Raw genomic sequence first — 26,967 nt, forward strand, 5'->3', positions numbered from 1 at the left:
TGAGACGCTGGGGGGGGGGGAGGTCGGTTTTGCCGCATCACAGGTGAAGGCCTCAGTCCGGCCATCAGCCGTCTGTCAATCTTTGCGTTCCTCGGTCATTCGAGCGTCGGGTTGGCCCGGCAAGCTGCCGCTACGACCAAACCCATACAGCGGGGACCCACGAACCTTGCCTACGTCGCCGTTGGTAGTGTTCCGAGAGATGTGCAGTACCCCGGACGCGCTTTGGATCGTCACATGCCTCCTGTGAGTGAAGAGAAGTGAGTGCGAGTGCGAAATCGGCCGTGTTAGGATTCGCGGCCATGCGCCGGCTTATTGTCCTTTTCGTCACGCTGATTTCCCTGCTTTGCCAGTCGATGGCAGTGGCGCGCGTGGACTCGGCCAATAGTTCGCCCTCCGATCTGGAGCACAGCTCGCTGCACTGGCAGGCGACGGGTCACCATCACCACCACGACGGTTCGTTCCACCAGGATCAATCGGACGAATCGCTGCAGCACGTCTCCGGCGACCACGTTGGCGGTCACCTCGAGTTGCTGGGTTCGATCTCGCACGCGCTCCCGCCAGCAGGCTCGGTCCTGCCGTCCGAGTGGCACGATGCCGCCGTTCCCGACCCCTTCCCGGACGGCCTGCTCAGGCCGCCTAGTCTGCGCTCCTGAATCCCTGCGTGGCAGGCGTCCCCCCACGGACCCTGCCCCTGAACCAGCCAGCTCGCTCCGTCCCGCGTTCCTTCGCTGCGGACGCGTCCGCGTGCTCGGCTGACCCCCACGCAACTTTCAGGATCATCGTGAGACCATCTTTCTGGCTATCTGCCTGCGTCGTCGCCGGCAGCATGGTCGGTGGGCCGTGCTGGGCCCAGCCGAGCTCTTCCGTGCAGGACCGCCCCGTGGCGGCCACATCCCCCAAACCTTCCCTCGCGGCCGAGCGCGTGCCGCTGCGTGTCGCACTGGATGCTGCCTGGCAGCGCGCCGTCGTGGCCCGGGAAGCCGAGGGTCAGCTGCGTCGCACCGACGCCGAGCGCCTCGCATCCCAGTCCATGTGGGCAGCCCCGCCGTCGCTCACCTTGAGCCATCGCGACGATCGGCTCCAAAGCAATGATGGCGCCCGCGAGACCGAGCTGGGCGTCGCTTTGCCACTGTGGCTCCCCGGCCAGCGTGATGCGCACCAGGGCGTGACCGCTGCGGCCTCGGCGCAGGCGGCCTCTGCCGAGCAGGCGGCGCGACTGCAACTGGCGGGCGAGTTGCGCGAGCAGGCCTGGGCATGGGCCAGCCTGGCGGCCGAGGTCGCGCAGGCCGAGGGCCAGGTCCAGTCCATGCAGCGGCTCGCGGACGACGTCGGGCGCCGGGTGCGCGCCGGCGAACTGGCCCGCGCCGATGCGCTGGCCGCACAGGCCGAGCACCTGGCGGCCGCGGCCGCCCTGAGCGATGCTCGGCAGCGCCTGGACGCTGCTCGCGCACGCTGGGTGCAACTGACCGGCCTCACGGCGGCGCCGGACCTTGTCGCCGACGCCGTGCCCGCGCCGACGGCCGAACCTGCGCTGTCTTCGCATCCCGAACTGCAGTCGGCGACCCAGGCCACCGAGCTGGCGCAGCGGCGGGTCGAGCTGATGCGCCACTCGCGCCGCGACGCGCCGGAGCTGACGGTCGGCGTCCGCCAGGACCATGCCGGGTCCGGTGCGTCTTCCGAAGGCAGCGTCGTGGTCGGTCTGCGCCTGCCCTTTGGCGGCGACGCACGAAATCGACCGCTCGAATCGGCTGCACTGGCCGAACTGGATGTCGCACAAACACGCTTGCAGCGGCTGCGCGAGCGCCTGGAAAGCGACGTCGCCCTGGCGCGCGAGGCCGTCCGCGCCGCAGAGGTGCAGCGCGAGGCCGGGACCACCCGTGCCCGTCTGTTGCGCGAACGTGCCGACCTGATCGGCACATCCTTCGATGTCGGCGAAACACCGCTGCCGGACCTGCTGCGCGCGCTGGCCGCCGCTGCCGAGGCCGATGCTGCGCTCGCCCGCCATACCGCCGCGCTGGGCCTCGCCCGCGCCCGTCTCCAACAAGCGCTCGGATTGCTCCCATGAACCCATCCATCCTCAACCTGCGCCGCCGGCTGCTGGCCGTGCTGACCGTGGCGGCCCTGTCGCCCATGACCAGCCTGGCCGCCCCCGGGGCGCACGGTCCCAACGGCGAACATCTCGACCAACAGCCGGTCGTCGCCGGCAGCGCGGGCCTGCCACGTCTCGAGGCAAAGTCGGAAAGCTATGAGCTGGTCGCCAGCCTCGAGGCTGACCAGCTCGTCATCCTGGTCGATCGCTACGAAACCAACGAGCCCGTGCTCGGCGCCCGACTTGAGGTCGAGTCCGGCCCGCACAAGTCAGTGGCCGCCTTCCGCCCTGACAGTGGCGACTACGCCGCCACCGATACGGCACTGCTCGAGGCGCTCGCCGCGCCGGGCGAGCATGCCCTCGTCTTCACGCTGGCCACCTACAACGATGCCGACCTGCTGGATGGCACGTTGGTCACCGGGCCGCTTGCCGGCACTGCCCGTGCGGGAGGCGGTCGCGGCGTCGACGACCACGGCCATGCGCATGGTCATGCGCTCGAGCGTGCAGCCCTGATCGGCGGTGGCGTTCTCGTGCTCGGGGCGCTTGCGGCTGCCGCCTGGCGCCGCCGGCGCACCTCGAACCTCGCCACGGGGGTGAAGTGATGAACGCCATCGCCCCCCTTCATCGGCTGCGGTCCGCCTGGCTCGCGGTGGCGGCCTTGCCGGCCTGGATCCTGTTCACGCCGGCCGTCCACGCGGCGCCGGGCGCGCATGGTCCCAACGGCGAACACCTGGACGCGCCCGCTGCCACGGCCAGCCCATCCGGGCTGGCGCGCTTGCCCGACGGCAGCGTCAATGTGCCGAAGGCCGCGCAACGCCGCATGGCGATCCGCACGCTGCTGGCAGCGGAGTCCGAGGCTGCGGCCACGGTCGAGCTGCCAGGACGGGTGATCGCCGACCCCAACGCCAGCGGCCGCGTGCAGACCGTGCATGGCGGCCGCATCGAGCCCGGCCCCAGGGGGCTGCCGCTCGTCGGGCAGCGGGTGGCGCAGGGCGAGTTGCTGGCCCATGTCCGCCATCACGCCGACCCGTATGCCCAGGCGGGGCAGAAGGCCCAGCTCGCCGAGCTGCGCGCCCAGCGCCAGATCGCCGAGCAGCGCGTCCGGCGCCTCGAAGGCCTCGAGGGTACGGTGCCACGCAAGGACATCGACGCCGCGCGCACCGAAGCCCGCATGCTCGTCGAGCGCGAGCGCAGCATCGGCGCCAGCCTGGAGGCGCGCGAGTCACTGGTCGCGTCGGTCTCCGGCGTGATCGCTCGCGCCGACGTCACGGTCGGCCAGGTCGTCGCACCGAACGACGTGCTGTTCGACGTGGTCGACCCGTCGCGCATGCTGGTCGAGGCGGTCACCGCCGATCCGGCGCTGGCCGCCAGCGTCGGTGCGGCGTCGCTGCAGGGCGTGCCCGAGGCGAGCCTGCAGTTCGTCGGCGGCGCGCAGATGTTGCGCGACGGTGTGCTGCCGCTGATCTTCACCGTGGCACCGGGTGCGCCACTCCCGCTGGCGATCGGCCAGCCGGTGACCGTGATCGCGCAGTCGAACCAGCGCGTCAAGGGCATCGTGCTGCCGGCCCAGGCCGTGGTGCGCAACGCGACCAACGAGCCGATCGTGTGGATCAAGTCGGGGGCCGAGCGCTTCATCGCGCAGCCCGTCCGGCTCCAGGCGCTGGATGCGAGCACGGTGGTGATCACCCAGGGGCTCGGCGCGGATAACCGCGTCGTCGTCCAGGGCGCAGCGCTGATCGCCCAGATCCGTTGAACGGGAGTCACCTTCATGTTCAACTGGATCGTTCGCTACAGCCTGCATAACCGGCTGTTCGTGCTTGCCGTGGCCGCGCTGCTGATGGTGTACGGCGCGATGACCGCCTGGCGCACGCCGGTCGACGTCTTCCCCGACCTCAACAAACCCCTGGTCACGGTGCTGACCGAGGCGGGCGGGATGGCGCCCGAGGAGGTGGAGCAACTGGTCACCTTCCCGCTCGAGACCGCACTCAACGGCATGCCCGGCGTCACCCGAGTACGCAGCACCTCGGGCGTGGGTCTGTCCATCCTCTACGCCGAGTTCGATTGGGGCACCGACATCTACCGCAACCGCCAACTGGTGGCCGAACGGCTGGCACTGGTGCGCGAGCAGTTGCCCGGCGACATCACGCCCGTCATGGGCCCTGTGTCGTCGATCATGGGCGAGGTCATGCTGATCGCGCTGCCGCTGGGCGCCGGTGACGGCCAGACGCCAGCCGTCAGCCCGATGGCGGCGCGCGAGTATGCCGACTTCGTGCTGCGCCCGCGCCTGCTGTCGATTCCCGGTGTGTCGCAGGTGATCCCGATCGGGGGCGAGGTGCGCACGCTGCGCGTGGCGCCCGACACGGCGCGCATGGCGCAATTCGACGTGTCGCTGAACCAGCTCGAGAAGGCGCTCGAGGGCTACGCCGGGAACGCCGGGGGTGGGTTCATCGACCTCAACAGTCGCGAGTACCTGATCCGTCACCTGGGGCGCAGCAACCGCATCGAGGACCTGGCCGGCATCGCGGTGGCCTGGAAGGACGGGCGTTCCATCCTGCTCGAGCAGGTGGCAGCCGTCTCGTTCGCGCCCGGACTCAAGCGCGGTGATGCGGGTTACGGTGGTTTGCCGGCGGTCGTGATCAGCGTGCAGAAGCAGCCGCAGGCCGACACGGTGGCGCTCTCCGCGCAGATCGAGTCGGCGCTGGCCGAGCTCAGGCCCGGCCTGCCCGCAGGCCTCGCCGCGCCCAGGGTGCTCTTCCGTCAGGCCGACTTCATCCAGGCCTCGATCGGCAACGTGGCCGAGGCGCTGCGCGACGGGGCCATCATGGTGGCGATCGTGCTGTTCGCCTTTTTGCTTTCGGCGCGCACGACGGTGATCTCGCTGACCGCGATCCCGCTGTCGCTCGCGGTCACGGCACTGGTGTTCCAGTGGCTCGGGCAGTCGATCAACGTGATGACGCTGGGCGGGCTGGCGATCGCGATCGGTGAGCTGGTCGACGACGCGGTGGTCGATGTCGAGAACATCCTGCGGCGACTGAAGCAGAACCGCGCCGCGCAAGACCGGCTGCCCGTTCTCGAGGTCGTCCGCAGCGCCAGCGTCGAGGTGCGCTCGGGCATCGTCTATGCGACGGTGATCGTCGTGCTGGTCTTCGTGCCCCTGTTCGCGCTGCCGGGCATCGAGGGACGGCTGTTCACGCCGCTGGGCATCGCCTACATCGTGTCGATCGGCGCGTCGATGCTGGTATCGATGACCGTCACGCCGGTGATGTGCTACTACATGCTGCCGACGATGAAACGCCTCGATCACGGCGACAGCCCGCTGGTCGCCTGGCTCAAGCGTCAGGACACGAAGCTGCTGCACTGGTCCTTCGGGCGCGCGAAGCTCTTGATCGTGGTGGCGATGCTGGCGGTGGCGGGCGCGGCCGCGACGGTGCCGTTCTTCCCGCGCGCCTTCCTGCCGGCCTTCAACGAGGGTTCGCTGGTACTGGGCCTGGTGATGCAGCCCGGCACCTCGCTGGCCGAAGCCAACCGGATGGGGCGTGAGGCCGAACTGCTGATCGGCCAGGTTCCCGAGGTGACCCAGGTCGGCCGCCGCACCGGCCGTGCCGAGCTCGACGAGCATGCCGAAGGCGTGCACTCGGCCGAGATCGACGTGGACCTCAAGCGCAGCGGGCGCGACCGCGAGGCCATCATGGCCGACATCCGGGACCGGCTCTCGGTGCTGCCGGCGCAGGTGGCCATCGGCCAACCGATCAGCCACCGCCTCGATCACCTGCTGTCGGGCGTGCGCGCCCAGGTGGCCGTGAAGATATTCGGCGACGACATCGACACGCTGCGCGGCCTGGCCGAACAGATGCGATCCGGGCTGAGCGGGGTGCCCGGCCTGGTCGACCTGACGGTCGAAAAGCAGGTGCTGATTCCGCAGATCACCGTGCGGCTGGACCATCGCAAGGCCGCCCAGCTCGGGCTGTCGCCCGGCGAGGCGATCCGCGTGCTGCAGGCGCTGACCGATGGCGCTCACGGCGCGCAGATCGTGGACGGTCCGCGCCGCTACGAGCTGGTGCTGCGTCTGCCCGATGAGCGGCGCGGCCCGCAGGATCTGGCGCGGATGCTGATCGACACCCCTGCCGGCCGCGTGCCGGTGTCGGCCATCGCCAGCGTCGAGGAGACCGATGGGCCCAACCAGGTCGGACGCGAGAACGGTCGTCGCCGCATCGTCGTCTATGGCAACACCGATGGCAGCAACATGAGCGAGGTGATCGCTGCCGTGCGCGGCGTGATCGCCGGGCAGGCGTTGCCCACCGGCTACTTCATCAGTCTGGAAGGTCAGTTCCAGGCCCAGGAGCAGGCCACGCGCCTGATCGCGGGCCTGTCGGTGGTGTCGCTGGTGATGATCTTTCTGGTGCTGTACTCGCGCTACCAGTCGGCGGTGCTGGCCGGCATCGTGATGGCGAACATCCCGCTGGCCCTGATCGGCTCTGTGCTGGCGATGTGGATCGCCGGGGTACAACTGTCGGTGGCGTCGATGGTGGGCTTCATCACGCTGGCGGGTATCTCCACGCGCAACGGCATCCTCAAGATCAGTCACTACATCAACCTGTGCAAGTTCGAAGGCGAGACTTTCAGCCAGGCCATGATCGTGCGCGGCTCGCTCGAGCGGCTGACGCCGGTGCTGATGACGGCCCTGGTTGCAGCCTTCGCACTGACGCCGCTGCTGCTGGCCGCCGATGCCCCGGGCAAGGAGATCCTGCACCCGGTCGCGGTCGTGATCTTCGGTGGCTTGGTCAGCTCGACGCTGCTCGATACCCTGCTTACCCCGGTCATGTATTGGATGTTCGGTCGCAAGCCGACCGAGCGGCTGCTCGGCGAGGATGCGCAAACGCCGGCAGTGGCCGACGCGCGCGAGGCTTTCTGAGCACGCGCTCGTTAAAGAACCAGGCACTCGCGGTGCCGCCTGCGCCAAGCGCACCGCGTTTCCAAGGAGAGATCACCCATGATCACCAAGTTCCTCGCAGCTGCCATCCTGGCCTGCTCCACCCTTGCATCCGCCCCGGCACTCGCGCATGGCGGTGCCGCCCCCAAGCACGGCGGCGTCGTGCAGACCGCAAGCGACCTGTCGTTCGAACTCGTTGCCGGCGAGGGGGCTGCCATGCTGTATGTCGAGGATCACGGCAAGCCCATGGTCCCGACCGGCATGAGCGGCAAGCTGACTGTGCTCAACGGCACCGAGAAATCGGAAGCCCCGCTGGTCGTGAGCGGCGACAAGCTCGAAGCCAGGGGCGTCACGATCGCCAAGGGGGCAAAGGTGGTGGCCGCAATCAACACCGCCGACCAGAAGGCCATTACCGTGCGTTTCACCGTGCGCTGAGCGCTCAGCGCGCCGGCAGTCGCAGCGGAGGGGGGCGGCGGCGACACCCCCACCGCTGGGGAGTCGCGCAGCGCCCAGACGCCTTGCCGGCCAACGGGCTGGCGGCGCGTCAAGCGCAGGCCAGTGCATGAGTTTGACCGGCCCGCAGAGTGACGCGGTAAAATCCCACTCATCCATCTGCCTGCGGCCGCAATTCGAATGAAGGATCACAAGTGAGCGACCCGAAGCAGAAGCACTGGCACCATCTGACCGGCGAACAGGTGCTGAGACTGCTTGCCACGAATGGGCAGACAGGCCTGGATCGGGTTGCGGTAGAAGAGCGACAACATCAACATGGACCAAACTCGCTGGCCAGGCGAGTTGGCGATGGACCCTTGTTGAGGTTTCTGCTGCAGTTCAATCAGGCGCTGGTCTACATTCTGCTTATTGCAGTGATCATCAAGCTCTCTTTGGGGGCCTTCGTCGATGCAGCGGTGATCTTCGGTGTGGTGCTGCTCAACTCGATCATCGGATTCGTGCAGGAGGGTAAGGCGCTCAATGCGCTCGAGGCGCTGTCGCGCACCTTGAAGATGGAGACCACCGTATTGCGGGCCGGAGAAAAGCAGCGCATCGACGCAGCCGGGCTCGTACCAGGTGACATCGTCCTTCTCGCCTCCGGCGATAAGGTGCCCGCAGACCTGTTTCTGTTGCGCAGCCGCAGCCTGCAAATCGATGAGTCGGCTCTGACTGGTGAATCAGTGCCGGTGGACAAGTTCCCTGGCATTCTGGAACTCGAGACGCCACTCGCCGACCGCACGAACCTGGCATATTCCTCAACCCTGGTCACTTACGGTACAGGGGTCGGCGTCGTTGTCGCCACCGGGGACAGCACCGAGATCGGCCGCATTTCGGAGCTCATAGCCAGCGCCGAGGTAATCGCCACACCGCTGACGCGCAAGATCGCCCACTTCAGCAGGCTGCTACTCTACGCGATCCTGGGGCTGGCTGGCCTGACCTTTGCCGTGGGCCTGTGGCATGGGCAGTATTGGGTGGACCTCTTCATGGCCGCCGTTGCCTTGTCGGTTGCGATGATCCCGGAGGGGCTGCCCGCAGTGCTCACCATCACACTTGCCATTGGCGTAGCGCGCATGGCAAAACGCAACGCGATCATCCGTCGCCTGCCTGCGGTCGAGACGCTCGGCAGCACTACCGTGGTGTGCTCGGACAAGACAGGAACAATTACTCGCAATGAGATGACGGTCCAGCGACTCTGGGTCGACGGACAGTCGTTCGAGCTCAGCGGCATCGGCTACGCGCCGGAGGGCGAGTTGCGACTTGATGGCGAGCGTCACTCAGCCGCCGAGCACGGGGTTGTGCGCGAGTTGCTGCGTGCCGGCCTCCTCTGTAATGACGCGGTGCTCAAGCGTGACGGTGATGCCTGGCGAATCGAGGGTGACCCCACCGAGGGGGCGCTGCTGGTCGCGGCCAGCAAGGCCGGTCTCGATGCTAGGACCGAAAACGCTCGTGCCGCCAGGCTGGAGACGATTCCGTTCGAATCGCAACATCAATACATGGTCACCCTGCACGGCGGCGACAACCCGGTCGTCTATCTCAAGGGGTCGGTTGAAAAGATCCTCGAGCGTTGCACGGTCATGCTCGGAGTAGACGGTTCGGTGGGCGCGCTCGACGCTGATGAGGTCCTTCGTCAGGTCAATGCAATGGCCGGTCACGGACTACGGGTGCTGGCGTTTGCCCGGATGGCCGTAGCGCGCGGGACTACCGACATCGATCATCAGGATGTCTGCGACGGCCTCACCTTTCTGGGTCTGCAGGGCATGATCGATCCGCCACGCGAGGAGGCGATCCACGCAGTGCGAGCCTGCCAGGAAGCGGGGATCAAGGTCAAGATGATCACGGGCGATCACGCCGCGACCGCCGCTGCCATTGCCGGCCAGATAGGCTTGTTGCACACCTCGGGACATGCGGGGGTACTCACTGGGCGCGCGCTCGAAGAGATCCCTGATGCCGACTTGATCGACGTTGCCGCGCACACGGCGGTGTTTGCACGCGTGACGCCCGAACAGAAGCTGCGCTTGGTCGAGGCCTTGCAGGCACGCGGGGAGGTGGTCGCGATGACCGGCGATGGCGTAAACGACGCGCCGGCGCTGCGAAGGGCCGACATTGGTGTCGCGATGGGCATCACCGGCACGGATGTCTCGAAGGAGGCCGCGGACATGGTGCTCACCGATGACAATTTCGCCACCATCGAAGCTGCTGTAGAAGAGGGCCGCGGCGTATTCGACAACCTGATCAAGTTCATCACCTGGATCTTGCCGACCAACGCCGGTCAGGGACTGGTGATCATCGCTGCGGTGATGGCGGCGCAGCCGCTGCCGGTGCTGCCGGTTCAGGCGCTGTGGATCAACATGACCACGGCCGTGCTACTTGGCCTCACCCTGGCTTTCGAGCCACGGGAGCGGGACATAATGAGTCGCCCGCCAAGGTTGTCCGCGGCACCGATCCTCAACGGCGAATTGATCAAACGCATCCTGCTGGTCGGCCTGCTGCTTCTCGTGGGTAGCTTCGGCCTGTTCGAATGGGCGTTGTATAGCGGGCGCAGCGAGCAGGAGGCGAGGACGATCGCAGTGAACGTCTTCGCGGTCGGGCAATCATTCTATCTGCTCAACTGCCGTTCGCTGCGGTACTCCATGTTCCGTCTCGGGCTGTTCAGTAATCCTTGGATCTGGGCAGGCATCGGGGCGATGATGGCTGTGCAGTTGCTGTTCACCTATATTCCGCTGATGAACAAGCTTTTCCACACGGCGCCGATCGGCTGGATCGACTGGGGGCTGATCGTTGCCGTCGGCCTCGCCATTTATCTGGTGATCGAAGGCGAGAAGGCTTGGAGAAGACGTGGCGCAAGCAGCACGGTAACGCACTGAAACCGGCGGCTCGCGCGGGCCGGCCGAGTAACGGTGCGCACCCCCTTGGAATCAAGTTATTTCACGCAGGCGTAGATGAATACAAGCAACGAGAAGGGCGTTAAGCAAGAGACCATGGGGGGCACGATCCCTTTACTGAACTGGATCATCGGGCGGGTTGCCCGCGTGCTGGCGGTAATCATGGTTCTGGTGATCATCTGGGGAGTCGCCGACGTTCTTTATGTCTTGTATCAGAGGTTGATGTCGCCGCCATTCATGCTGCTCGAGATCAAGGACATACTGGCGACCTTCGGGGCCTTCATGGCGGTTCTGATAGCGATAGAGATCTATCACAACATCATCCTTTACGCCGAGAGTGACAAAAGCCACCACCTTGCGGTGGAGATCGTGCTTGGAACTGCGCTGATGGCGATCTCACGCAAGGTGATCATTCTCGACTTCAACGACGTCGAACCCAGCTATCTCTACGGTACCGCGGCGATCACATTCGCCCTCGCAGTTGGCTACTACCTGATCGTGATCAGACCGAGAAAGCACAAAGTAGTCTGCGGAGAAGGGTGACGCATGCCAATCGATAGCCTCGAGCGCCTCTTCATTGCCATTCCTGGTCAATGGGAGAGGGCGATCGCAACCGTCCTTATGGTTTTGGTGGGCGCCACGCTGACACATCTTTGGGCTCGCTACCTGGCGCGCGGAGAGGTCATCTCCAACGAGAAGCGTCGGGTTCACCTGGTGTGGGTCCGCAACACCATCTGGTTTGTCGTATTGTTCGTGATCATTTCGGTCTGGGCGTCAACGATCGCGGGCTTTGCCTTGTCACTCGCTGCGGTCGCGGGTGCTATGCTGATCGTCAGCAAGGAACTGCTGATGTGTGTGCTCGGCTACCTCTATCTGACACTGGTCCGGCCTTTCAAGGTAGGAGACCTTATTGAATCCAGCCTGTTCAGCGGCCGAGTCGTCGATATCGACATGTTCGCGACCACCTTGGCCGAGTATGGCCATGCAGGGCAAGTCACGGGGAAGGTTGTCGAGTTTCCCAACGGCCTGCTGCTGACCACACCGGTCAAGAATGTATCGCCCACCGGCGAATACGTGCTGCACCTGATGAGGGTTCCCGTTCCGGCTGCGATGGTGTGCGACCTTGTCAGCATCGAAGACACCGCTAGAACGGCTGCAGAACTTGCGACCCGTGAATGGCAGGAGCAGGCTGAAGCGCACTTCCGTAAACTCGCGAACGAGGACTTCATCTCCTACTCGTCAGGCCGGATCAAGGTGCTCTGGGATTTTGTTGATCCTGAGCATCTCATGCTCATCATCCGTATAACCTGCCCGGTCGCAATGCGACTGAAGGTCGAACAGTCGGTGTTCAGAGCGATCTGGCTCGAAGTCAGTCGGCAACGTTCTGATTTAGGGGCAACTGGATGGGCTGCGCCGAGCTTGATGACTGATAACTAGACCACCAGCACGTCGCAGGGGGCGTAATAGGCAAGAAAGCGCGGAACGCTCCCGATCAAGGACTCGCGAATACGGCCTCCCCCGTGTCTGCCAACAACGATCACGTCCGCGCCGAGTGCGCGAGCCGCATCTGGCACGACCGTATTGGGTTTTCCGTGTGAGAGTTCGCTCTCAATGTCGATCCCGACCAGCTCCGGGTCAGCAAGGAGGGCATCGAGGTTGCGCTGGGCAACAAGGAACTCCCTTTCCGCCAGACGCTTGATTTCGGTTTCTGGGAAGCGCTTGTTCCGCAACTTGGCCTCGAATGGCGCAGCGTAGGCATGAAGCAACTTGACCCCGGCGTGCTTCGCCACGATCAAGGCCGCGCGCAACACCGCCTCTGAGCGTGGGCCCAGGTCCACCGCAGCCAATGCACGACGATAGTCTCCTTCGACCGCCCTGCGCGTGACCAGTACCGGACACGAGGCCTTGTTCAGAATGTGCGCTGCTGTACCGCCGAGCAGGAACTGTTGTAACAGACCGCTGCCGTGCGCTCCGATCACCCAAAGGTCTGGGCGAAAGATGTCAGAAGTCTCCGCCAGCACACGACGCGCGGAGCCGGTCAAGATCTCACCGCGAGCACGAGTCGCACCGCAACTTTGCGCCGCTTTGATCTGCGCAGCGAGATTTTCCTCGGCTAGGGCACGCATCCGATCCTGAAGGTCGTGTTCGCCGGCAAAGACGGCGTCAAACGCACTCTGCCGGGGGAACGCGTGGGTCACCAGCAATTCCGCATCCTCGCGTGCTGCGATGATCGCTGCTCGACGCACTGCTTCGTTACCCAGCTCAGAAAAATCGGTTGCTGCGTGGATCCGTTTTATCGCACTCATCATGATCCCCCCCCCATGAATGCTGTTGTCTGGACAACCCCGTCTCCGAACATTCGGTGCCGATGGGGCATGGTCAGAACTTGTCGAGGCGAATGACCTCTACGTCCTGCACGAATGCGACCATCGCGTAGTTGGCATAATAGTGTTTGTGCAGGAACTCGAGCACGCGTTCGGCAAGTTCGCGAGTGCAAATGACTTCGATTCGGATGTTCGCGGTCTCCCCCCAAGCAGCATCACGCACGCCGCGGTTGCCTTTGCCGCGGGCGTCAGAAATGGTGTAGCCACGAACGCCCAAGCGATCTAGCTCGCGCAGCAAGGGCTGTTCAAGCGTCGCTTCGGTGATCACGGTAAACAGAACGCGTTTTTCGGTTGCCAGAATCACAGGTTAGCTCCATCTGGTTGCGCGGCCTGCCGATCACAGGGGGAGCGGCCGGTCGCAATATGTGGTGGCACAAGCTTCAACTCATCCGGGTGTTTCGCTGCGCACCAGGACGTGAGAGGTCTGCGGTGGTCAGTGTTACTCCAATCCTTCCGTCTTCGAGGCGCTCTATCGCGAACTCAATTTTCTCGTCATCCTTCGTGAATACATGCCTTTCCGCTTCCATTGACGCCGAGAGCACCTCTTGAGTGAAACCTTGCCCGACAAAGCCGGTGCGGTAATGATCAAGTACGGACGCATGGACTGCACGGCCTTCGTAGCGCACTGTAATGCGCGCACCTTCGCGTTGCCACTCTGTGCGGACGAGACCGGGAAAGCGGATCACCGGGCCGATATCGCTCCCCGACACGTCAAGCGCTGGTGTAACGGTGGCGCCGGGGATCACCTCACGCAGGGTCTCGCCGATCCGCGGTGACACCTGCTCGACCTGAGCCGTGACCGACCGCGCAAGCTCCGGGGCGGACCCTATCAGTGGCTGTACCGTTCCCCACATCCAGCCCAAGAGCGCGATTCCCGCCCAGATCAGGAGGGCGAAGACGATCAATCCCCCGCCGGCGAAGCCCATGAACAACCCGCGTCGCCTTCGGAGCAAGCCGGATGCACCGCTTTGAAGCAGTTCAAGCCAGAGCATCTTTTGCATTATCGATCCCCAATCGTCAGTCAGAATCCCCAACCACGAGCGACTCGCGGTCGCGGCGTGCCACGCCCGCGTGCTCACGTAGCTGGGCGAGCCTGCGGTCCAACAGTCGGCCAATGCGCTCTGATGCGCGGTCAATGGCGACGTAGATGTCATCCTGCACGTCCTCGACGATCAGGTCTGCTGCACCTTTCATTCGTACTTCAATCGCGCAACTCTTGTCTACGCCTCCACGCAAACCATTCACATCTGTGAGGCGTACCGATGTGCGCGATACAACATCTTGGCCGTGATTCAACGCGTACGCCAGACGCCGAGTCACATGCGCGCGCAGCGCTTCGGTCAGGGAGAAGTCTTTGGCATGGATCTGAATGTTCATGAAGCCTCCGTCAGGTAAATTGTCAGAGCAAGTGTGAGGCCTGCAAATAATCGCGACAAGCAGATAAAGATCTGGCTTATCATCGAAAAAATCTACGATCTAGAATATGGCATAAGAGTGCTTAACTACAAACATCTTCATTATTTTCAGTGCGTTGCGCGCGCTGGAAGTGTCGTTCGTGCCGCCGAGCGCTTACATTTGACTCCGCAGACACTTTCCGGGCAGCTTTCGCAGTTCGAGGCGCGTCTCGGGATTACCCTGTTTAATCGGGTTGGGCGCCGCTTAGAACTGACGAAGACGGGGCGTCTCGCCCTGTCTTATGCGGAGGAGATTTTTCAGGCTGGCAGTGAACTCGAAGATTTGCTCAAGGGTGGTGCGGAGGAGCGTTTCATCACCTTTCGGGTGGGTATTTCTGATGTGGTGCCGAAGTTCGCGGCTTACCGCTTCCTGTCTCCGGTGTTGTCGCTGCCGGAGCCAGTCCGACTCGTGTGCGAGGAGGATCGGCTCGATCGCTTGCTGGCCGAGTTGGCGATTCATCGTCTCGATATCGTGCTGGCCGACCGTCCGATGCCTCCGGGAACGGAGATTCGGGGCTTCAGTCACCCGCTCGGTGAGTCGGGGGTCGCCTTCCTCGCCGCACCCGCCCTTGCGGCGGAACTTGCCCCAGGCTTTCCGAAAAGCCTCGATGGCGCGCCTCTGTTGCTTCCGGGGCGGGACAGCGCGCTTCACGTGGCCTTGCCACGCTGGCTCGAGCGGCAAGGGCTTCGCGTTCATGTCGTCGGCGAGTTCGCTGACAGCGCCTTGATGAAGGCCTTTGGAGAGGCTGGTGCAGGGGTTTTCCCTGTGCCTGCTTCCGGCGTCGCCGATGTGATTGAGCACTATCGCCTTGATTACGTCGGCGAGACGGCCGAGATTCGCGAGCGCTTCTTTCTGATCTCCGCCGAACGGCGCCTGTCGCATCCCGCGGCGCGGGCGGTAAGCGAATACGCGCGCTCGGTGTTCCCCCCGGCCGCCCGATGATCCACTTTGGCCAGGGGTCGTGCCTTCGTCCCCAAGCCGCTCGGATTCGTGAAGGCATTTTTCGCGCAGCCCGAAGCTCGGAATGGTGCAGTGCATTGGGCGACGCCAGGATGACGACGGCGCTGCTGGATCGGCCGTGTGGCTCGGAAGGACCTCGACTGCGATCGGGCCCCGTCACTCGCACACAATAGGCCAATGACCATCTGCGGGTTATCGCGCTTACCGTCGCGAAAATTCTCCTGCGGCAGCCAACGGGCAACAGCGCGGGGTCAGCCAGATAGCGGGTCCGCTCGCGAGGGAACGGGTTCGTCGGGATAGAGATGGATCTCGATCGTCGAATGGGCGATTTCCTCGTGCACCGACAAACGGCGCCGCACGCGCTCTGGCGTGAGCGTCGGGTCGCGAGTCACCACCGACAGCGCACACGAATACGACTGCTTGCCGACCCGCCAGACGTGCAGGTCGACGAGCCGGGTATCGCCTGAAGCGCTCGCGCCCTCGACGACGTCACGGATCTCGTCGACCACCGGGTGATCCATCTCGCGGTCGAGCAGCACCTTGCTGGTGGCGATGATCAGGCCTTTGGCCCAGATGGCGACCAGCACCGCACCGACGATCCCCATGGCCGGATCCAGCCATCCCCAGCCGTACATCCAGCCGCCGAGCAGGGCGACGATGGCCAGTATCGAAGTCGCCGCATCGGCGATGACATGAAGATAGGCGGATTTCAGGTTGAGATCGTGATGATCGTCGTGATCATGTGCGTGGTCCTGACCCTGGTCGTGCGAATGACCGTGATCGTGATGGTGCGCCTTGCCGAGAATCAGTGCGCACACCACATTCACCGCCAGCCCGAGGATGGCGACCAGGATCGCCTCGCGGTACTGGATGGGTTGCGGCGAGAAGATGCGCTCTACCGACCCGACCACCATCATCACCGCGACGCCGAGCAGGAAGATGGCGCTTGCGAAGCCGCCCAGGATCTCGATCTTCCAGGTGCCGAACGCGAAGCGTGGATCGGTCGCGTAACGCCGGGCGGCAGCGTAGGCCAGCGCGGAGGCGCCGATCGCGAAGGCGTGCGAACTCATGTGCCAACCATCGGCCAGCAAGGCCATGGAGTTGAACCACCAGCCCGCACCGATCTCGATCACCATCGTCACCGCAGTGATCCACATCACGAGCCACGTACTGCGTTCGGCAGCAGCGTTGCCGTTATCGAAGACGTGCTCATGAGTCCAGTTGGACAGGTTCTCCAGATGCATGGCGGTTCTCATTTGATGTAGGTGCGCAGCACGGCGATCAGTTCCTCGGCCCCCAGCATCCGCGCTGCGTCGCTGGTGATCGCGGGGTCGGCGACGTGAGTGCGGACGTGCTCCTCGAGGACTTCCGCCATCAGTCCGTTGATGGCGCCGCGTACCGCAGCAATCTGGTGCAGGATCTCGGCGCACCCCTTCTCGGCCTGGAGCGCGCGCTCGAGCGCCTCCATCTGCCCGCTCATGCGGCGGACCCGCGCGAGCAGCTTCGATTTGTCACGAACGGTATGGCTCATGGCTTTTCGCTAAATACAATAGGGGGGTAGGGTATATCGCAGATGAAAGAGACGCAACCCGTCTGGGGCATGACTGAGCTCGACGCCCGTCGTTCGGTCCGTGCTGCGACAGGCTAGAGAGCTCCTTGGTCGTGTTTGCCCTCGCGGGACGCTGCCTCGGATCGCCGAAACGTACGCCACAGCATCAGGTCATAGGCGATCTTGAGCAGCCCGCAGGCCACCAGCGGTGTCGCAAGCCATCCGGCGTCGAAAAGCGCGCCACCGATCGCCGGGCTCGCCGCAGCCGCGAGACTCCTGGGCACGGCAGTGAAGCTTGCGGCCGCAGCGCGCTCCTGCGGTGTGACGACAGCCATGACGAAGGCCGAGCGCGTCGGCACGTCCATCTGCGACAGGGCGCTGCGCACGAACAGCAGCGCGAGCGCCGTCGGCAGGCTCTCGGCGAAGGCCGCCAGAATCAGGCAGACGCTCGACGGGATGTGGGTGAAGACCATCGTGTTGATCAGGCCGATGTGGCGTGCCACCCAGGGCGCGGCCAGTTGCGAGGCCGCCGAAAGCAGCCCCGCCCAGAAGAAGAACTGGCCAGCGGCGGCGAGCGAAAGCTCGAAGCGCTCGAACAGCCAGAGCGCGAGCAAGGTATTGACGATCAAGCCGCCGGCGAAGGCGTCAACCGAGAACAGTGCCGCCAGCTTAATCACGACGCCGCGCGACGGCCCCAGGGCTGCGGGCGGTCCAGCCTGGTCTTGTCCGGATGAATCCGGCAATGCGCGATACAGGAAGAAGATCGCCACGCCGGCGAGCCCGTAGGCGACGAACATGAGGCGCAGCGCGTCGAGCTGGGATACGCCGGCCGTCGTCAGGACCTCGGGGAAAGCCGTCGCCAGCGACCCCAGCGCCGCACAGCATGCGCCAACGAAGGTGTAGCGTGCGAAGAGGAAGGTGCGCGCCTCGCCCTGCGCCGACGCCGCCAGCCGGGCGTGCTCCAGCGGCAGGAACACGCTGACGTCGCCGGAGCTGGGGTTCATCGTGCCGACGAAGGCAACGATCAGCAGCGGCCAGAATGCACCAATGCCATCCATGCCACCGAGGCCGGCCAGAAGGAGACCGGTCGCCGTCATCAGTCCGGCAGCAGCCAGCAACAAGCGGCGCTGGGTGAAGCGATGGCCCCAGTGCCCGACCGCCAGGGTCGCGAGCGCGGATCCGAGCAAGGTGGCCGAACTGATCAGCCCGACTTCCCACTTGCCGAGCCCGAGCGCGAGCAGATAGACCGGCAGCAGGATGGCGACGAAGCCGTCGGTGAACGCCCGCAGCCCCCGCCCCAGCAGTAACAGGCGCGCCTCGGGCGCGGCGCTGGCGGGGAGCAGCATCACTGTCCGTCCTCCAGCCTTGGGAAGTCGCTGAAGCCGTCAGCGCAGATAGGTGAAGACAAGGCCGATGGCGGCGCAGACGGCAATCACCTTCATGATGTCCTGCTTGTACTTCCACAGCGCGATGAAGGCCGCCAAGGAGATCAGCGCGTAGAACCACTCGAAGCCACCGGCGAACGGCGCGGCTTCGGTCGCCCTCGGCAAGATGACGTGCCAGCCGAAGAACAGGGCCAGGTTGAGCACCACGCCCACCACGGCGGCGGTGATGCCGGTGAGCGGCGCAGTGAACTTCAGGTCGCCGTGGGTGGATTCCACCAGCGGCGCCCCGGCCAGGATGAACACGAAACTGGGCAGGAAGGTGAAGAAGGTGGCGACCGTGGCGCCCGCCATGCCGGCGAGCGCCAGCGCATCCGGCCCGAAGATTTCCTTGGTCCAGGCGCCGACGAAGCCGACGAAGGACACCACCATGATCAGCGGTCCCGGCGTGGTCTCGCCGAGCGCCAGGCCGTCGATCATCTGCGTGCCGGTCAGCCAGCCGTAGGTCTCCACGCCGCCCTGATAGACGTAGGGCAGCACGGCATAGGCGCCGCCGAAGGTCAGCAGCGCCGCCTTGGTGAAGAACTCGCCCATGTCGCGCAGTACGGGATCCTCCAGCATCGCCATGGCCCCGACCCAGAGTGCCAGGGCCGCGATCAGCAGCGTGACGAGGTAGGACCAGCGGAACCGGGTGTGGGCCATCGGCGGGGTGTCGTCGTCGATGAGCGCCGGGCCGTAGTCCTTGTCGCTGGCCCCGTGCCCGCCGCCCACCCGGAACTTGTCCGGCATCACCCGGCCGCCGATGTAGCCCAGGATGCCGGCCACGAGCACGATGTAGGGGAAGGGGACGCCGAAGACAAAGATGGCGACGAAGGACGCTGCCGCCAGCGCCCAAAGCACATTGTTCTTCAATGCCCGCGAGCCGATGCGCCAGGCGGCGAAGACGACGATGGCCACCACCGCCGGCTTGATGCCGTTGAACACCCCCTGCACGAAGGTCAGGTTGCCGAAGGCCAGATAGACGTAGGTGAGCGCCGCGAGGATGAAGAGCGAGGGCAGCACGAACAGGACGCCGGCGACGATGCCGCCCCAGGTGCGATGCAGCAGCCAGCCGATGTAGATGGCGAGCTGCTGCGCCTCGGGACCGGGCAGCAGCATGCAGTAATTGAGCGCATGCAGGAAACGGTGCTCGGAAATCCAGCGCCGTTTTTCCACCAGCTCTTGGTGCATGATCGCGATCTGCCCGGCGGGACCGCCGAAGCTGATGAAGCCGAGCTTGAGCCAGTAGAGGAAGGCCTCGCGGAAAGAGGGGTGGGCGGGTCGCGCCTGGGTTGGGGGCGAGGTGTTCACGTGGTCTTGTCCTTGTAGTTCTGCAGCAGCCAGTCGAAGACCTCGCACGCACGGCCGAGCAGCACGTCGTCGTCGGGCTCGGATGCCCGCAAGCCGGCGAGCAGCGCTTCGATGCCTGGCGCCTCCGGCACCGGCAGCCCGCCCGCGTCCAGGCAATGCACCAGCTCGCCCAGCCGCAGCAGCGCGGGGTCCGCCTCCAGCCCGAAGCTGGCCAGCAAGGTCTCGAAGGTGACCCGGGCGCCAACATGGCTGAACGTCGCACCGTCGAAATCGAAGCCGAGCCAGTCGGCCTGGCAGTCGCGGGGACTCGCCAGCCAGACGATGCGGGCCTTCGGGTCGATGAAGCGGCGGATGAGCCAGGCCGTGGCCAGCCGGTCCACCCACGGACGTGCGCGCGTGGCCCAGATGCGGCCCTGATAGTCGGCGCGTGCGCGTCTTGGAATGTCGGCCTGGCGGGCAGTCGGTTCGTCGGGAGCCATGCGGCGGATGAGCGTATCGCGCAGATCGTCGAGCAGGCTCAGGGTCTGCCGCTGCGCCTCGCCGGGGAAGAAATCGATGTGCGTCAATTGCTCGAAGCGGCGCACGAGCGCCTGGAGCTTACGCGCTGCGACGGCGCCGTCGAGCGATGCCTGGATCCGCCCGAGGTCCTTGATCTCCCCGGCGATGTTGGCGTACTCCTCGCCCCGGTCGAACAGGGCGCGCAGCGCGTCTTCTCTTGCCTCGTCGCACCCCGACAGACGGTAAATCTCGCCGCTCCCCCCGGCCTCCACCGCTTGCCCGGCCACCTCGTCCAGCACCGCAGCGCTGTCGGCCGAGTCCGGTAGCAGATACACCCCGTCGCGCAGCGTCGCGCAGCCCAGGGCCTTGACCGAGCGCCAGACGCGCATGCGGCCGGTCGAGGCCTTGGTGGGCAGGCTGACGAAAAGGGCGAGATAGCTCAATACCGGGCTCCTCAAACTAATGAATGTTTGAACTGTAACGCGCAGTTTCAATTATTACCAATATCCGCAGCCTATCCCTCCTGGGCGACCTCGCAAACCGCATCGGAATGATGGCCGATCGGGCCACAGGTCCACTGGCTGTGCGCCTTGCCTCGCCCCCAGGGTCGGTGGCGGCAGCGGCGTTGCACCCATGCGTGGGCGGGGCAATTCTCGCCACAGCCCCGACGTTTCCGATTGTTTCGAATTTCCCGCAACAAGCCGGACTCCTGTATAAAACGGCCCACGGATCGCCGAAGGCGCCCAGCCCTCGCGAAACCGACCCGACATGACCGTGTTTGCCGCCCCCTCCCTCTTCTCGCAAAAGATCGCCCGCGCGTTGGCGAGGGGCTTGGTCGGGCTGCTGATGCTCTCGCATGCGCTGTTCGCGTTCTCGAGCGCGATCTCCCTGTCTCACGACCCCTTGCGTGCAACCACGCACGTGCATGCCTTTGCCGCTGCAGACTTGGGTCAAGACGATCATGGCCACAGCCATGATGACTTTGAGGACGAGGGCGGCCCCCACCAACACGGTCACAACGCGGCCGACCACAGCCACGACAAGCCAAACGTCCCGCCGGCGCACGCGATGGGTATCCCACCGCTTTCTGACCAGTGGGTCGCCGACGACCGTCGCTCCGTCTATCCCGCGCCCTGCGCCACGCTCGAGCGCCCGCCAAAACGTCTCCTGATCGTTTGACCTGTCGAGTCCCGCGCGCTTGAAGCGCCGGGATCACCCAGCAAACCTCATCGGAAGACATCCATGACCCATTCCTTCCCCAGCCAGGGGCGGGCAGCCGTGCTGCCACGCTCCGGGCCGCTGCTGCACGCTTTCACTGGCGTGCTGCTCTACCTGCTTTTTACCGCGCTTGCGCACGCCCATGGCGTGGCCGAGGGCGACAAGGGCTACATCCAGGAGATCTCGGGCACGCACCTGCTGCCCTTCACCTACCTCGGCGCCAAGCACATGGTCACCGGTTACGACCATCTGCTGTTCCTGGCAGGGGTGATCTTCTTTCTCTACAAGCTCAAGGACATCGCGCTCTACGTCAGCCTGTTCGCGATCGGGCACTCGGTCACCATGTTGTACGGTGTCTATGCCGGGGTGAACGTCAATGCCTACCTGATCGACGCGATCATCGGCCTGTCGGTGGTGTACAAGGCCCTCGACAACCTCGGTGCCTTCCAGCGCTGGTTCGGCGTGCAGCCGAACACCAAGGTGGCGACCCTGGTCTTCGGCCTGTTCCACGGCTTTGGCCTGGCGGCCAAGATCCAGGAGTTCGAGATCGCCCGCGATGGCCTGCTGCCCAACCTGCTGGCGTTCAATGTCGGCGTGGAGATCGGCCAGTTGCTCGCGCTCGGCGCGATCCTGATCGCGATGGGCTTCTGGCGCCGTACCGCCGGCTTTTTCCAGCACGCCTATACCGCCAACGTTGCCATGATGTGCGCCGGTTTCATGCTGATCGGTTATCAGCTTACCGGCCTGTTCGTATCCTGAGATTGAAGGAATCATCCACCATGTACAACACCGATCTTCCCCGCCGTGCCGAACTGCCGAGCACCGGCAAGCTGCTGCGCTCGACCGCCCTGGCTGCACTGATCGCCGGCGGGCTCCTCGTCACCACTGTACTGCCCGCCGAGTACGGCATCGACCCCTCGGGCATCGGTCGTGCCCTGGGACTCACGCCGATGGGCGAAATCAAGATCTCGCTCGCGGCCGAGGCCCGCGCAGAAGAGCGCGTTGCCACAGAAACGGCGCCCGCACAACTTGTAGCCGTCGCACCTTCGGTTCGTGCCGAAGCGGCGCCTGTCCCCGCACCGGCACCTGCGCCGGTCGCGGTTGCCGCATCGACGCCCGCAGCGGTCGCGCCCGAGGCCGCCGCCGGACGCCAGGACACGATGACCGTCACGCTCAAGCCCGGCCAGGGCGCCGAGGTCAAGCTCGCAATGAACAAGGACGGCCGTGTCCGCTATGAGTGGGCGAGCGCCGGTGGCCCGGTGAACTTCGATACCCATGGCGACCCCTACGACGCGCCGAAAAACTTCTATCACGGCTACGGCAAGGGGCGTAATGAGCTCGGCAGCAAGGGAGAACTGGTCGCGGCGTTCGACGGCAAGCACGGCTGGTTCTGGCGCAACCGCTCCGGCTATGACGTCACGGTGACGCTCAAGACCCAAGGCGATTACGCCAAAATCGAGCGCGTGCTGTAAGCGCAGCGCCCCCATCCCGCCGGGGTGGGGGCGTTTCCGACCATTCGTTCTCAGCGGATTGCGGCCACACCGTTCTGGCAAGGGCAATGAACAACATCTATGTGATCCATGCGCTGCTCGCTGCGGCCTTGTTCGGCGCGAGCACGCCGTTCGCCAAGCTGCTCGTCGGCGAGATGTCACCCTGGCTTTTGGCCGGGCTGCTCTATCTTGGAAGCGGGCTCGGGCTGGCTGCGGCGCGCCTGATCCGCGATCGCGGCTGGACGCCTTCGGGCCTGGCCAAGGGTGAATGGCCATGGCTGCTGGGCGCGATCGTGTTCGGCGGCGTGCTCGGGCCGCTTGCGCTGATGTTCGGCCTCACGCGCACCACGGGCGCGGCAGCGTCGCTGCTGCTCAACCTCGAAGCGGTCCTGACCGCCGTCATCGCCTGGGTCGTCTTCAAGGAGAACGCCGACCGCCGCATCGTGCTCGGCATGCTCGCGATCGTGGCAGGCGGTGTCGTGCTGTCCTGGCCGGGTGGCGAAGGGGGCGCGAGCGATTGGGTCGGCCCGCTCGCCATCGCCGCCGGCTATCTGTGCTGGGCGATCGACAACAACCTGACGCGACGGGTCTCGGCCTCGGATGCGCTCTTCATTGCGGCCACGAAAGGTGCGGTGGCGGGCACGGTCAACGTCGGGCTGGCGTTTGCGCTCGGCGCGAGTCTGCCGGACGGCCCGGTCCTGCTCGGCACCATGGTCGTCGGGTTGTTCGGCTATGGCATCAGCCTGGTGCTCTTCGTGCTTGCGCTGCGCGGACTGGGGACGGCGCGCACCGGCGCCTACTTCTCGACTGCGCCGTTTATCGGCGCTGCGGTGTCGCTGGTCCTGCTCGGCGAGTCGACCTCGATCTCATTCTGGATTGCGGCAGCCCTGATGGGCTGGGGGGTGTGGCTACACCTCACCGAGCACCACGAGCACGAGCACACGCATGAGCCGATGGAGCATGGCCATCGGCACATCCATGACGAACACCACCAGCACGAACACGACTTCGCCTGGAACAGTGACGATCCACATGAACATCGGCACCGCCACGAGGCGCTGGTCCACAAGCACCCGCACTTTCCGGACATCCACCATCGGCATTCACATTGATTGACCAGAACACCAATTTGGCGTCTCCAATATGTCATGCGAGGTGGCGGCTTCACTCGGTTACTTGCCGTTCGGACCACGAAGTGCCCGATGGCTGGATTGGGTCGGGTCGAGACAGCCGCAGTCGGCTTGCCGCGCTCCCGCGCAGGTGTGAACTGGAAGTCTCAGTCCGGCCATCAAGAGTCATTCGTCGCTCAAGCCTATCGGGCCGGTTAAGACTGGTTCCGGACGCTCAGCTTTGACGACTGAGTTTTTGCGTGGCGCCGCAACCGATCGTTCACCGAGCTGGATCTCAAACGGCCCCTCAACCAACTGGACCAGTCGATCGGCAGGGGCGCGGAAGGTGCAAAACTCGGGAACGGCCGCTTACGCCGTGCACGAGCTGGTGCGCGACTACGACGGGGCCATCACACTCCTTGACGGTATGACCTCGTGTTAGGCTAACTTCAATACATTTGGTATTTCTTGATCAATCCGAAGGCCACAAGTCAATCCCACCTTCGATATTGCCCGCTGACAAGGAGGTAGCTGGTGACGATCCTGCAAGAAATCCATGCGTGGTCCAAGGACCTCGCCGCGTGGCAGCAAGACGCCATCGCCAGGCTCTACGCCGACCGGGCGCTCAGCGCGGCCGATCTGGACGATCTCTACGCACTGGCCAAGGCCGAAGCGGGCATCCCGGACCCGGAAGGGCGCGTGTTGAAGAAGCTCAAAGACGCCCAGGTGGCGCCTCTGGCCAATCCGGCCAGGGTCGTTCTGCTGAGCGCCGTCAAGGACTTGGCCAATGTCAACGCCCTGGCCAATGGTTCACGCCTGCCCATCGCGCGGGCCGGTGTCACGATCATCTACGGCGAGAACGGGGTCGGGAAGTCGGGCTATTCACGCGTGTTCAAGAAGGCCTGCCGGGCACGCGACCGGCGCGAGTCCATCCTGCCCAACGCAAACCTGGAGCCTGGCAAGAGCGGGCCGGCTCAGGCGACGTTTGAGACGGAGATCGATGGCGTCGCGACCGATCTGCCCTGGAAGGACGGCGCCGAGCCGCCCGATCCTCTGTCGGACATCGCTATCTTCGATTCGCACTGCGCCCGGGCCTACATCGACAACCAGGGCGACTTCGCCTACGCCCCCTACGGGCTGGACATCCTGGAAGGGTTGGTCGGCGCGTGCAACAAGCTCAAGGCGCGGGCAACGGCCGAGAAGGCAGCGAACGCCCCGAGCAATGCCGCCTATACCGTCCTCGCCGGCGAGCAGACCGAGGTCGCCAAGAAACTGCTCGGCATCCCGGCCAAGACCAAGGCCGCGGACATCGAGACCCTCGCTACGCTCAGCGATGCCGAGCTGGAGCGCCTCGCCCTGCTGAACAAGACCCTGGCCGAAGCAGATCCGAAGCAGAAGGCGTTGGCGCTGCGCCAGAAAGCCAGCCGCGTCACCTCGTTGAAAGACCGGATCGCGGCGGCGGTCGGCGTCGTGAGCGACGAGAAGATTGGTTCGCTTCAGACGCTGGTTGCCAAGTCGAATGCGGCCAAGGCAGCAGCGGAGCTCGCAGCTACCGAATTCAAGGCTACGCCTGGCCAGTTGGCAGGCACTGGCGGCGAGGAATGGAAGGACCTCTTCGAGGCCGCCCGGGCGTTTGCCGAGGTTAGCCACGCGGAGCACGAATTCCCTGGACTTCCCGCGGAGGCCGCCTGCCCACTCTGCCAGAACGTCCTCGGGCCTGATGGGGCGGCACGGTTGCTGCGATTCGATGCCTTCATCAAGGCCGCTGCCGAGAAGGCGGCCAAGGAGGCGCGCGAAGCTGCCGCTATCCCGTTCCGGGCGATTCAGGAGGCGAGTGTGGACCTGATGTTCCGCGACGCCCTGGTCGAGGAGGTGACGGAAGTCGCACCGGAAGTTGCCGCTGCCTGCACGGCCCTTCAGGACGCCCTCAAAGCGCGCCAGCCGGCCGCGCTCCAAGCCGCTGCCACAAAGCTGGCCTGGGATGCGGTTCCCAAGCTCTCAGGTGATCCGCAGCCCGGCCTGGCAGACATCATCAACGGCCTGCTGGAACAGGCCAAGGCCCTCGATGCCACCGCCGACGAAACGCTCAAGGCGGCCATGGCCGCAGAGCGAGCAGAACTCGACGCGCGACGCAGGCTCGCCGAAGTCAAGGCCGCGGTGCTCGAGGCGATGACCAAGCACGAACTCTGCCGCAAGCTGCAGGTCTGCATCGATGGCATGGAGACGCGGGGCATCTCCAGGAAGTCCACCGACCTCTCGCGCACGACGGCCAGCCAAGAGCTGGCCGATGCCCTCAACGCCGAGCTCAGGCTCCTCAAGGTCCATCATCTCAGCGTCGTGATGAAGCCCGAGTCGCCGGGCGGCAAGACCCAGTTCAAGCTGGCCCTGCAACTGCCCGGCGGTGGTACGCCAGCGGCCATCCTCAGCGAAGGCGAACAGCGGGCCATCGCCATCGCGTCCTTCATGGCGGAGATGCGACTCGGCAAGGGGCGCGGCGGCATCGTGCTGGATGACCCAGTCTCGTCACTGGATCATCGGCGCCGCTGGGAAGTCGCCGAGCGGCTGGCGAAGGAGTCGCTGATCCGGCAGGTGATCGTCTTCACCCACGACATCTACTTCCTCCTCATCCTGGGGCAGAAGACCGAGGAAGTTGGCGCGACGCTGACCAAGAACTACATCCGCAGGACGGCGGACGGCTACGGCGTTCACTCCGAGGTCCTGCCCTTCGACGTGCTGGGCACGAAGGACCGCTTGGGGCGCCTGAGGCAGATGCTTGTCGGCGTGCGTAAGGCGGCGAAGGAGGGCGACGACGATCTGCAGCGCCAATTGACGGCCAAGTTCTACGGCCAGCTCCGTCTCGCCTGGGAACGCTGCGTCGAGGAGGTTCTTCTCAATGGCGCCGTGCAGCGCTTCGGCGAGGACGTGTCGACCCAGCGCCTGAAGAGTGTAACGGTCACGGACGACGACTACCGCGAGATCGACGCCGGCATGACCAAGTCGTCGAAGTTCGAGCACGACCCTGCGGCGGCTGTTGGCAGGCTCCCGATACCTGATCCCGATGAGCTCGATACCGACATCGGGCGCCTGGCCAAGTGGCGCGAAGCGCTCGACAAGCGCCTGAAGGAGGTCGCCAAGGCGCGGGGATGAAGTCGGTCACGCGGGCCCGGGGCTGGCCTACC

Annotated in this window: 24 protein-coding genes; 15 read left to right on the forward strand and 9 right to left on the reverse strand. The window is 65.1% G+C overall.

The features are described 5' to 3' along the window. The first annotated feature begins 299 nt into the window (after positions 1–299). From M622_RS36155 to M622_RS36195, 9 genes are all read left to right on the forward strand, one after another. Positions 300–653, forward strand: coding sequence for a hypothetical protein (locus M622_RS36155; protein WP_021250618.1), 354 nt, complete (start codon positions 300–302; stop codon positions 651–653). Positions 654–781: 128 nt separating this feature from the next. Beyond that, positions 782–2,065, forward strand: coding sequence for a TolC family protein (locus M622_RS36160; RefSeq protein WP_031347442.1), 1,284 nt, complete (start codon positions 782–784; stop codon positions 2,063–2,065). Beyond that, a complete protein-coding gene (locus M622_RS36165) occupies positions 2,062–2,691 on the forward strand; it encodes a hypothetical protein (protein ID WP_021250621.1) in 630 nt (209 codons plus the stop codon). Before M622_RS36160 ends, M622_RS36165 begins: the two co-directional genes overlap by 4 nt. Positions 2,692–2,738: 47 nt before the next feature. Continuing rightward, complete coding sequence (locus tag M622_RS36170) at positions 2,739–3,842, forward strand: efflux RND transporter periplasmic adaptor subunit (protein WP_052028746.1); 1,104 nt, start codon at positions 2,739–2,741, stop codon at positions 3,840–3,842. A gap of 15 nt (positions 3,843–3,857) precedes the next feature. Continuing rightward, positions 3,858–7,001 (forward strand): efflux RND transporter permease subunit, encoded by a 3,144-nt coding sequence (locus tag M622_RS36175; RefSeq protein WP_021250623.1) that lies wholly within the window; start codon positions 3,858–3,860, stop codon positions 6,999–7,001. Between the two features lie 78 nt (positions 7,002–7,079). Next, entirely contained in the window at positions 7,080–7,454 is a 375-nt protein-coding gene (locus M622_RS36180; protein WP_002937770.1) for a hypothetical protein, read from the forward strand. A gap of 212 nt (positions 7,455–7,666) precedes the next feature. Further along, complete coding sequence (locus tag M622_RS36185; RefSeq protein ID WP_031347444.1) at positions 7,667–10,375, forward strand: cation-transporting P-type ATPase; 2,709 nt, start codon at positions 7,667–7,669, stop codon at positions 10,373–10,375. A 75-nt stretch (positions 10,376–10,450) separates the two neighbouring features. Further along, positions 10,451–10,936, forward strand: a complete 486-nt coding sequence (locus tag M622_RS36190; protein WP_002931390.1) for a phosphate-starvation-inducible PsiE family protein — start codon at positions 10,451–10,453, stop codon at positions 10,934–10,936. Positions 10,937–10,939: 3 nt separating this feature from the next. Then, on the forward strand, positions 10,940–11,830 hold the full coding sequence (locus M622_RS36195) for a mechanosensitive ion channel family protein (protein ID WP_002937768.1): 891 nt from the start codon (positions 10,940–10,942) through the stop codon (positions 11,828–11,830). On the opposite strand, the gene M622_RS36200 is transcribed toward M622_RS36195, so the two are convergent. The 4 genes from M622_RS36200 to hpf all read right to left on the reverse strand — a co-directional run bounded on the left by M622_RS36200 (position 11,827) and on the right by hpf (position 14,154). Then, positions 11,827–12,702: a universal stress protein gene (locus M622_RS36200; RefSeq protein WP_031347445.1), complete on the reverse strand. Its 876-nt coding sequence runs from the start codon at positions 12,700–12,702 to the stop codon at positions 11,827–11,829. The two genes, M622_RS36195 and M622_RS36200, sit on opposite strands and share 4 nt — an antisense overlap. Before the next feature lie 70 nt (positions 12,703–12,772). Further along, a complete protein-coding gene (locus tag M622_RS36205; RefSeq protein WP_002931382.1) occupies positions 12,773–13,081 on the reverse strand; it encodes a P-II family nitrogen regulator in 309 nt (102 codons plus the stop codon). A gap of 76 nt (positions 13,082–13,157) precedes the next feature. Next, positions 13,158–13,778 carry a hypothetical protein gene (locus M622_RS36210; protein ID WP_002937764.1) on the reverse strand — a complete coding sequence of 207 codons (621 nt, stop codon included), beginning with the start codon at positions 13,776–13,778 and terminating at the stop codon, positions 13,158–13,160. A 16-nt stretch (positions 13,779–13,794) separates the two neighbouring features. Further along, entirely contained in the window at positions 13,795–14,154 is a 360-nt protein-coding gene (gene hpf / locus M622_RS39885; protein ID WP_075146744.1) for a ribosome hibernation-promoting factor, HPF/YfiA family, read from the reverse strand. Positions 14,155–14,187: 33 nt separating this feature from the next. On the opposite strand from hpf, the gene nhaR reads away from it, so the two are divergent. Then, the gene (nhaR, locus tag M622_RS36220; protein ID WP_002937762.1) at positions 14,188–15,174 is read left to right on the forward strand and encodes a transcriptional activator NhaR; all 987 of its coding nucleotides are present in this window, start codon (positions 14,188–14,190) and stop codon (positions 15,172–15,174) included. Positions 15,175–15,443: 269 nt separating this feature from the next. Here the strand turns inward: nhaR and dmeF are convergent, their stop codons facing one another. The 5 genes from dmeF to M622_RS36240 form a co-directional block, all read right to left on the reverse strand. Beyond that, a complete protein-coding gene (dmeF, locus tag M622_RS36225) occupies positions 15,444–16,436 on the reverse strand; it encodes a CDF family Co(II)/Ni(II) efflux transporter DmeF (protein ID WP_002937760.1) in 993 nt (330 codons plus the stop codon). 8 nt (positions 16,437–16,444) lie between these two features. After that, entirely contained in the window at positions 16,445–16,723 is a 279-nt protein-coding gene (locus M622_RS0120630; protein WP_002931374.1) for a metal/formaldehyde-sensitive transcriptional repressor, read from the reverse strand. Positions 16,724–16,836: 113 nt separating this feature from the next. Further along, on the reverse strand, positions 16,837–18,087 hold the full coding sequence (locus M622_RS36230; RefSeq protein WP_002931371.1) for an MFS transporter: 1,251 nt from the start codon (positions 18,085–18,087) through the stop codon (positions 16,837–16,839). A gap of 39 nt (positions 18,088–18,126) precedes the next feature. Beyond that, the gene (gene chrA, locus M622_RS36235) at positions 18,127–19,473 is read right to left on the reverse strand and encodes a chromate efflux transporter (protein ID WP_021250627.1); all 1,347 of its coding nucleotides are present in this window, start codon (positions 19,471–19,473) and stop codon (positions 18,127–18,129) included. Next, on the reverse strand, positions 19,470–20,414 hold the full coding sequence (locus M622_RS36240) for a chromate resistance protein ChrB domain-containing protein (protein ID WP_021250628.1): 945 nt from the start codon (positions 20,412–20,414) through the stop codon (positions 19,470–19,472). Before M622_RS36240 ends, chrA begins: the two co-directional genes overlap by 4 nt. 325 nt (positions 20,415–20,739) lie before the next feature. Here M622_RS36240 and M622_RS36245 point away from each other — a divergent pair, with 325 nt between their 5' ends. The 5 genes from M622_RS36245 (at position 20,740) to M622_RS36265 (ending at position 26,935) form a co-directional block, all read left to right on the forward strand. Beyond that, positions 20,740–21,150, forward strand: coding sequence for a hypothetical protein (locus tag M622_RS36245; protein ID WP_021250629.1), 411 nt, complete (start codon positions 20,740–20,742; stop codon positions 21,148–21,150). Positions 21,151–21,213: 63 nt separating this feature from the next. Then, the gene (locus M622_RS36250) at positions 21,214–21,948 is read left to right on the forward strand and encodes a HupE/UreJ family protein (RefSeq protein WP_021250630.1); all 735 of its coding nucleotides are present in this window, start codon (positions 21,214–21,216) and stop codon (positions 21,946–21,948) included. Positions 21,949–21,968: 20 nt separating this feature from the next. Beyond that, the gene (locus tag M622_RS36255; RefSeq protein ID WP_021250631.1) at positions 21,969–22,661 is read left to right on the forward strand and encodes a hypothetical protein; all 693 of its coding nucleotides are present in this window, start codon (positions 21,969–21,971) and stop codon (positions 22,659–22,661) included. A gap of 86 nt (positions 22,662–22,747) precedes the next feature. Then, positions 22,748–23,791 (forward strand): DMT family transporter, encoded by a 1,044-nt coding sequence (locus M622_RS36260; RefSeq protein ID WP_021250632.1) that lies wholly within the window; start codon positions 22,748–22,750, stop codon positions 23,789–23,791. A 531-nt stretch (positions 23,792–24,322) separates the two neighbouring features. After that, entirely contained in the window at positions 24,323–26,935 is a 2,613-nt protein-coding gene (locus tag M622_RS36265; RefSeq protein ID WP_021250633.1) for an AAA family ATPase, read from the forward strand. Positions 26,936–26,967: the final 32 nt, after the last annotated feature.

Origin of the sequence: Thauera terpenica 58Eu (assembly GCF_000443165.1) — a bacterium.
Lineage (GTDB): Bacteria > Pseudomonadota > Gammaproteobacteria > Burkholderiales > Rhodocyclaceae > Thauera > Thauera terpenica.

Bases quoted from the DNA above. Each gene is read 5' to 3' on its own strand.
- M622_RS36190 (WP_002931390.1), top strand. From the start codon at position 10,451: ATGAATACAAGCAACGAGAAGGGCGTTAAGCAAGAGACCATGGGGGGC.
- M622_RS36255 (WP_021250631.1), top strand. From the start codon at position 21,969: ATGTACAACACCGATCTTCCCCGCCGTGCCGAACTGCCGAGCACCGGC.
- M622_RS0120630 (WP_002931374.1), bottom strand. From the start codon at position 16,723: ATGAGCCATACCGTTCGTGACAAATCGAAGCTGCTCGCGCGGGTCCGC.
- M622_RS36180 (WP_002937770.1), top strand. From the start codon at position 7,080: ATGATCACCAAGTTCCTCGCAGCTGCCATCCTGGCCTGCTCCACCCTT.
- M622_RS36260 (WP_021250632.1), top strand. From the start codon at position 22,748: ATGAACAACATCTATGTGATCCATGCGCTGCTCGCTGCGGCCTTGTTC.
- dmeF (WP_002937760.1), bottom strand. From the start codon at position 16,436: ATGCATCTGGAGAACCTGTCCAACTGGACTCATGAGCACGTCTTCGAT.
- M622_RS36195 (WP_002937768.1), top strand. From the start codon at position 10,940: ATGCCAATCGATAGCCTCGAGCGCCTCTTCATTGCCATTCCTGGTCAA.
- M622_RS36210 (WP_002937764.1), bottom strand. From the start codon at position 13,778: ATGCAAAAGATGCTCTGGCTTGAACTGCTTCAAAGCGGTGCATCCGGC.
- M622_RS36200 (WP_031347445.1), bottom strand. From the start codon at position 12,702: ATGATGAGTGCGATAAAACGGATCCACGCAGCAACCGATTTTTCTGAG.
- hpf (WP_075146744.1), bottom strand. From the start codon at position 14,154: ATGAACATTCAGATCCATGCCAAAGACTTCTCCCTGACCGAAGCGCTG.
- M622_RS36230 (WP_002931371.1), bottom strand. From the start codon at position 18,087: ATGCTGCTCCCCGCCAGCGCCGCGCCCGAGGCGCGCCTGTTACTGCTG.
- M622_RS36165 (WP_021250621.1), top strand. From the start codon at position 2,062: ATGAACCCATCCATCCTCAACCTGCGCCGCCGGCTGCTGGCCGTGCTG.
- M622_RS36155 (WP_021250618.1), top strand. From the start codon at position 300: ATGCGCCGGCTTATTGTCCTTTTCGTCACGCTGATTTCCCTGCTTTGC.
- M622_RS36175 (WP_021250623.1), top strand. From the start codon at position 3,858: ATGTTCAACTGGATCGTTCGCTACAGCCTGCATAACCGGCTGTTCGTG.
- M622_RS36250 (WP_021250630.1), top strand. From the start codon at position 21,214: ATGACCCATTCCTTCCCCAGCCAGGGGCGGGCAGCCGTGCTGCCACGC.
- M622_RS36245 (WP_021250629.1), top strand. From the start codon at position 20,740: ATGACCGTGTTTGCCGCCCCCTCCCTCTTCTCGCAAAAGATCGCCCGC.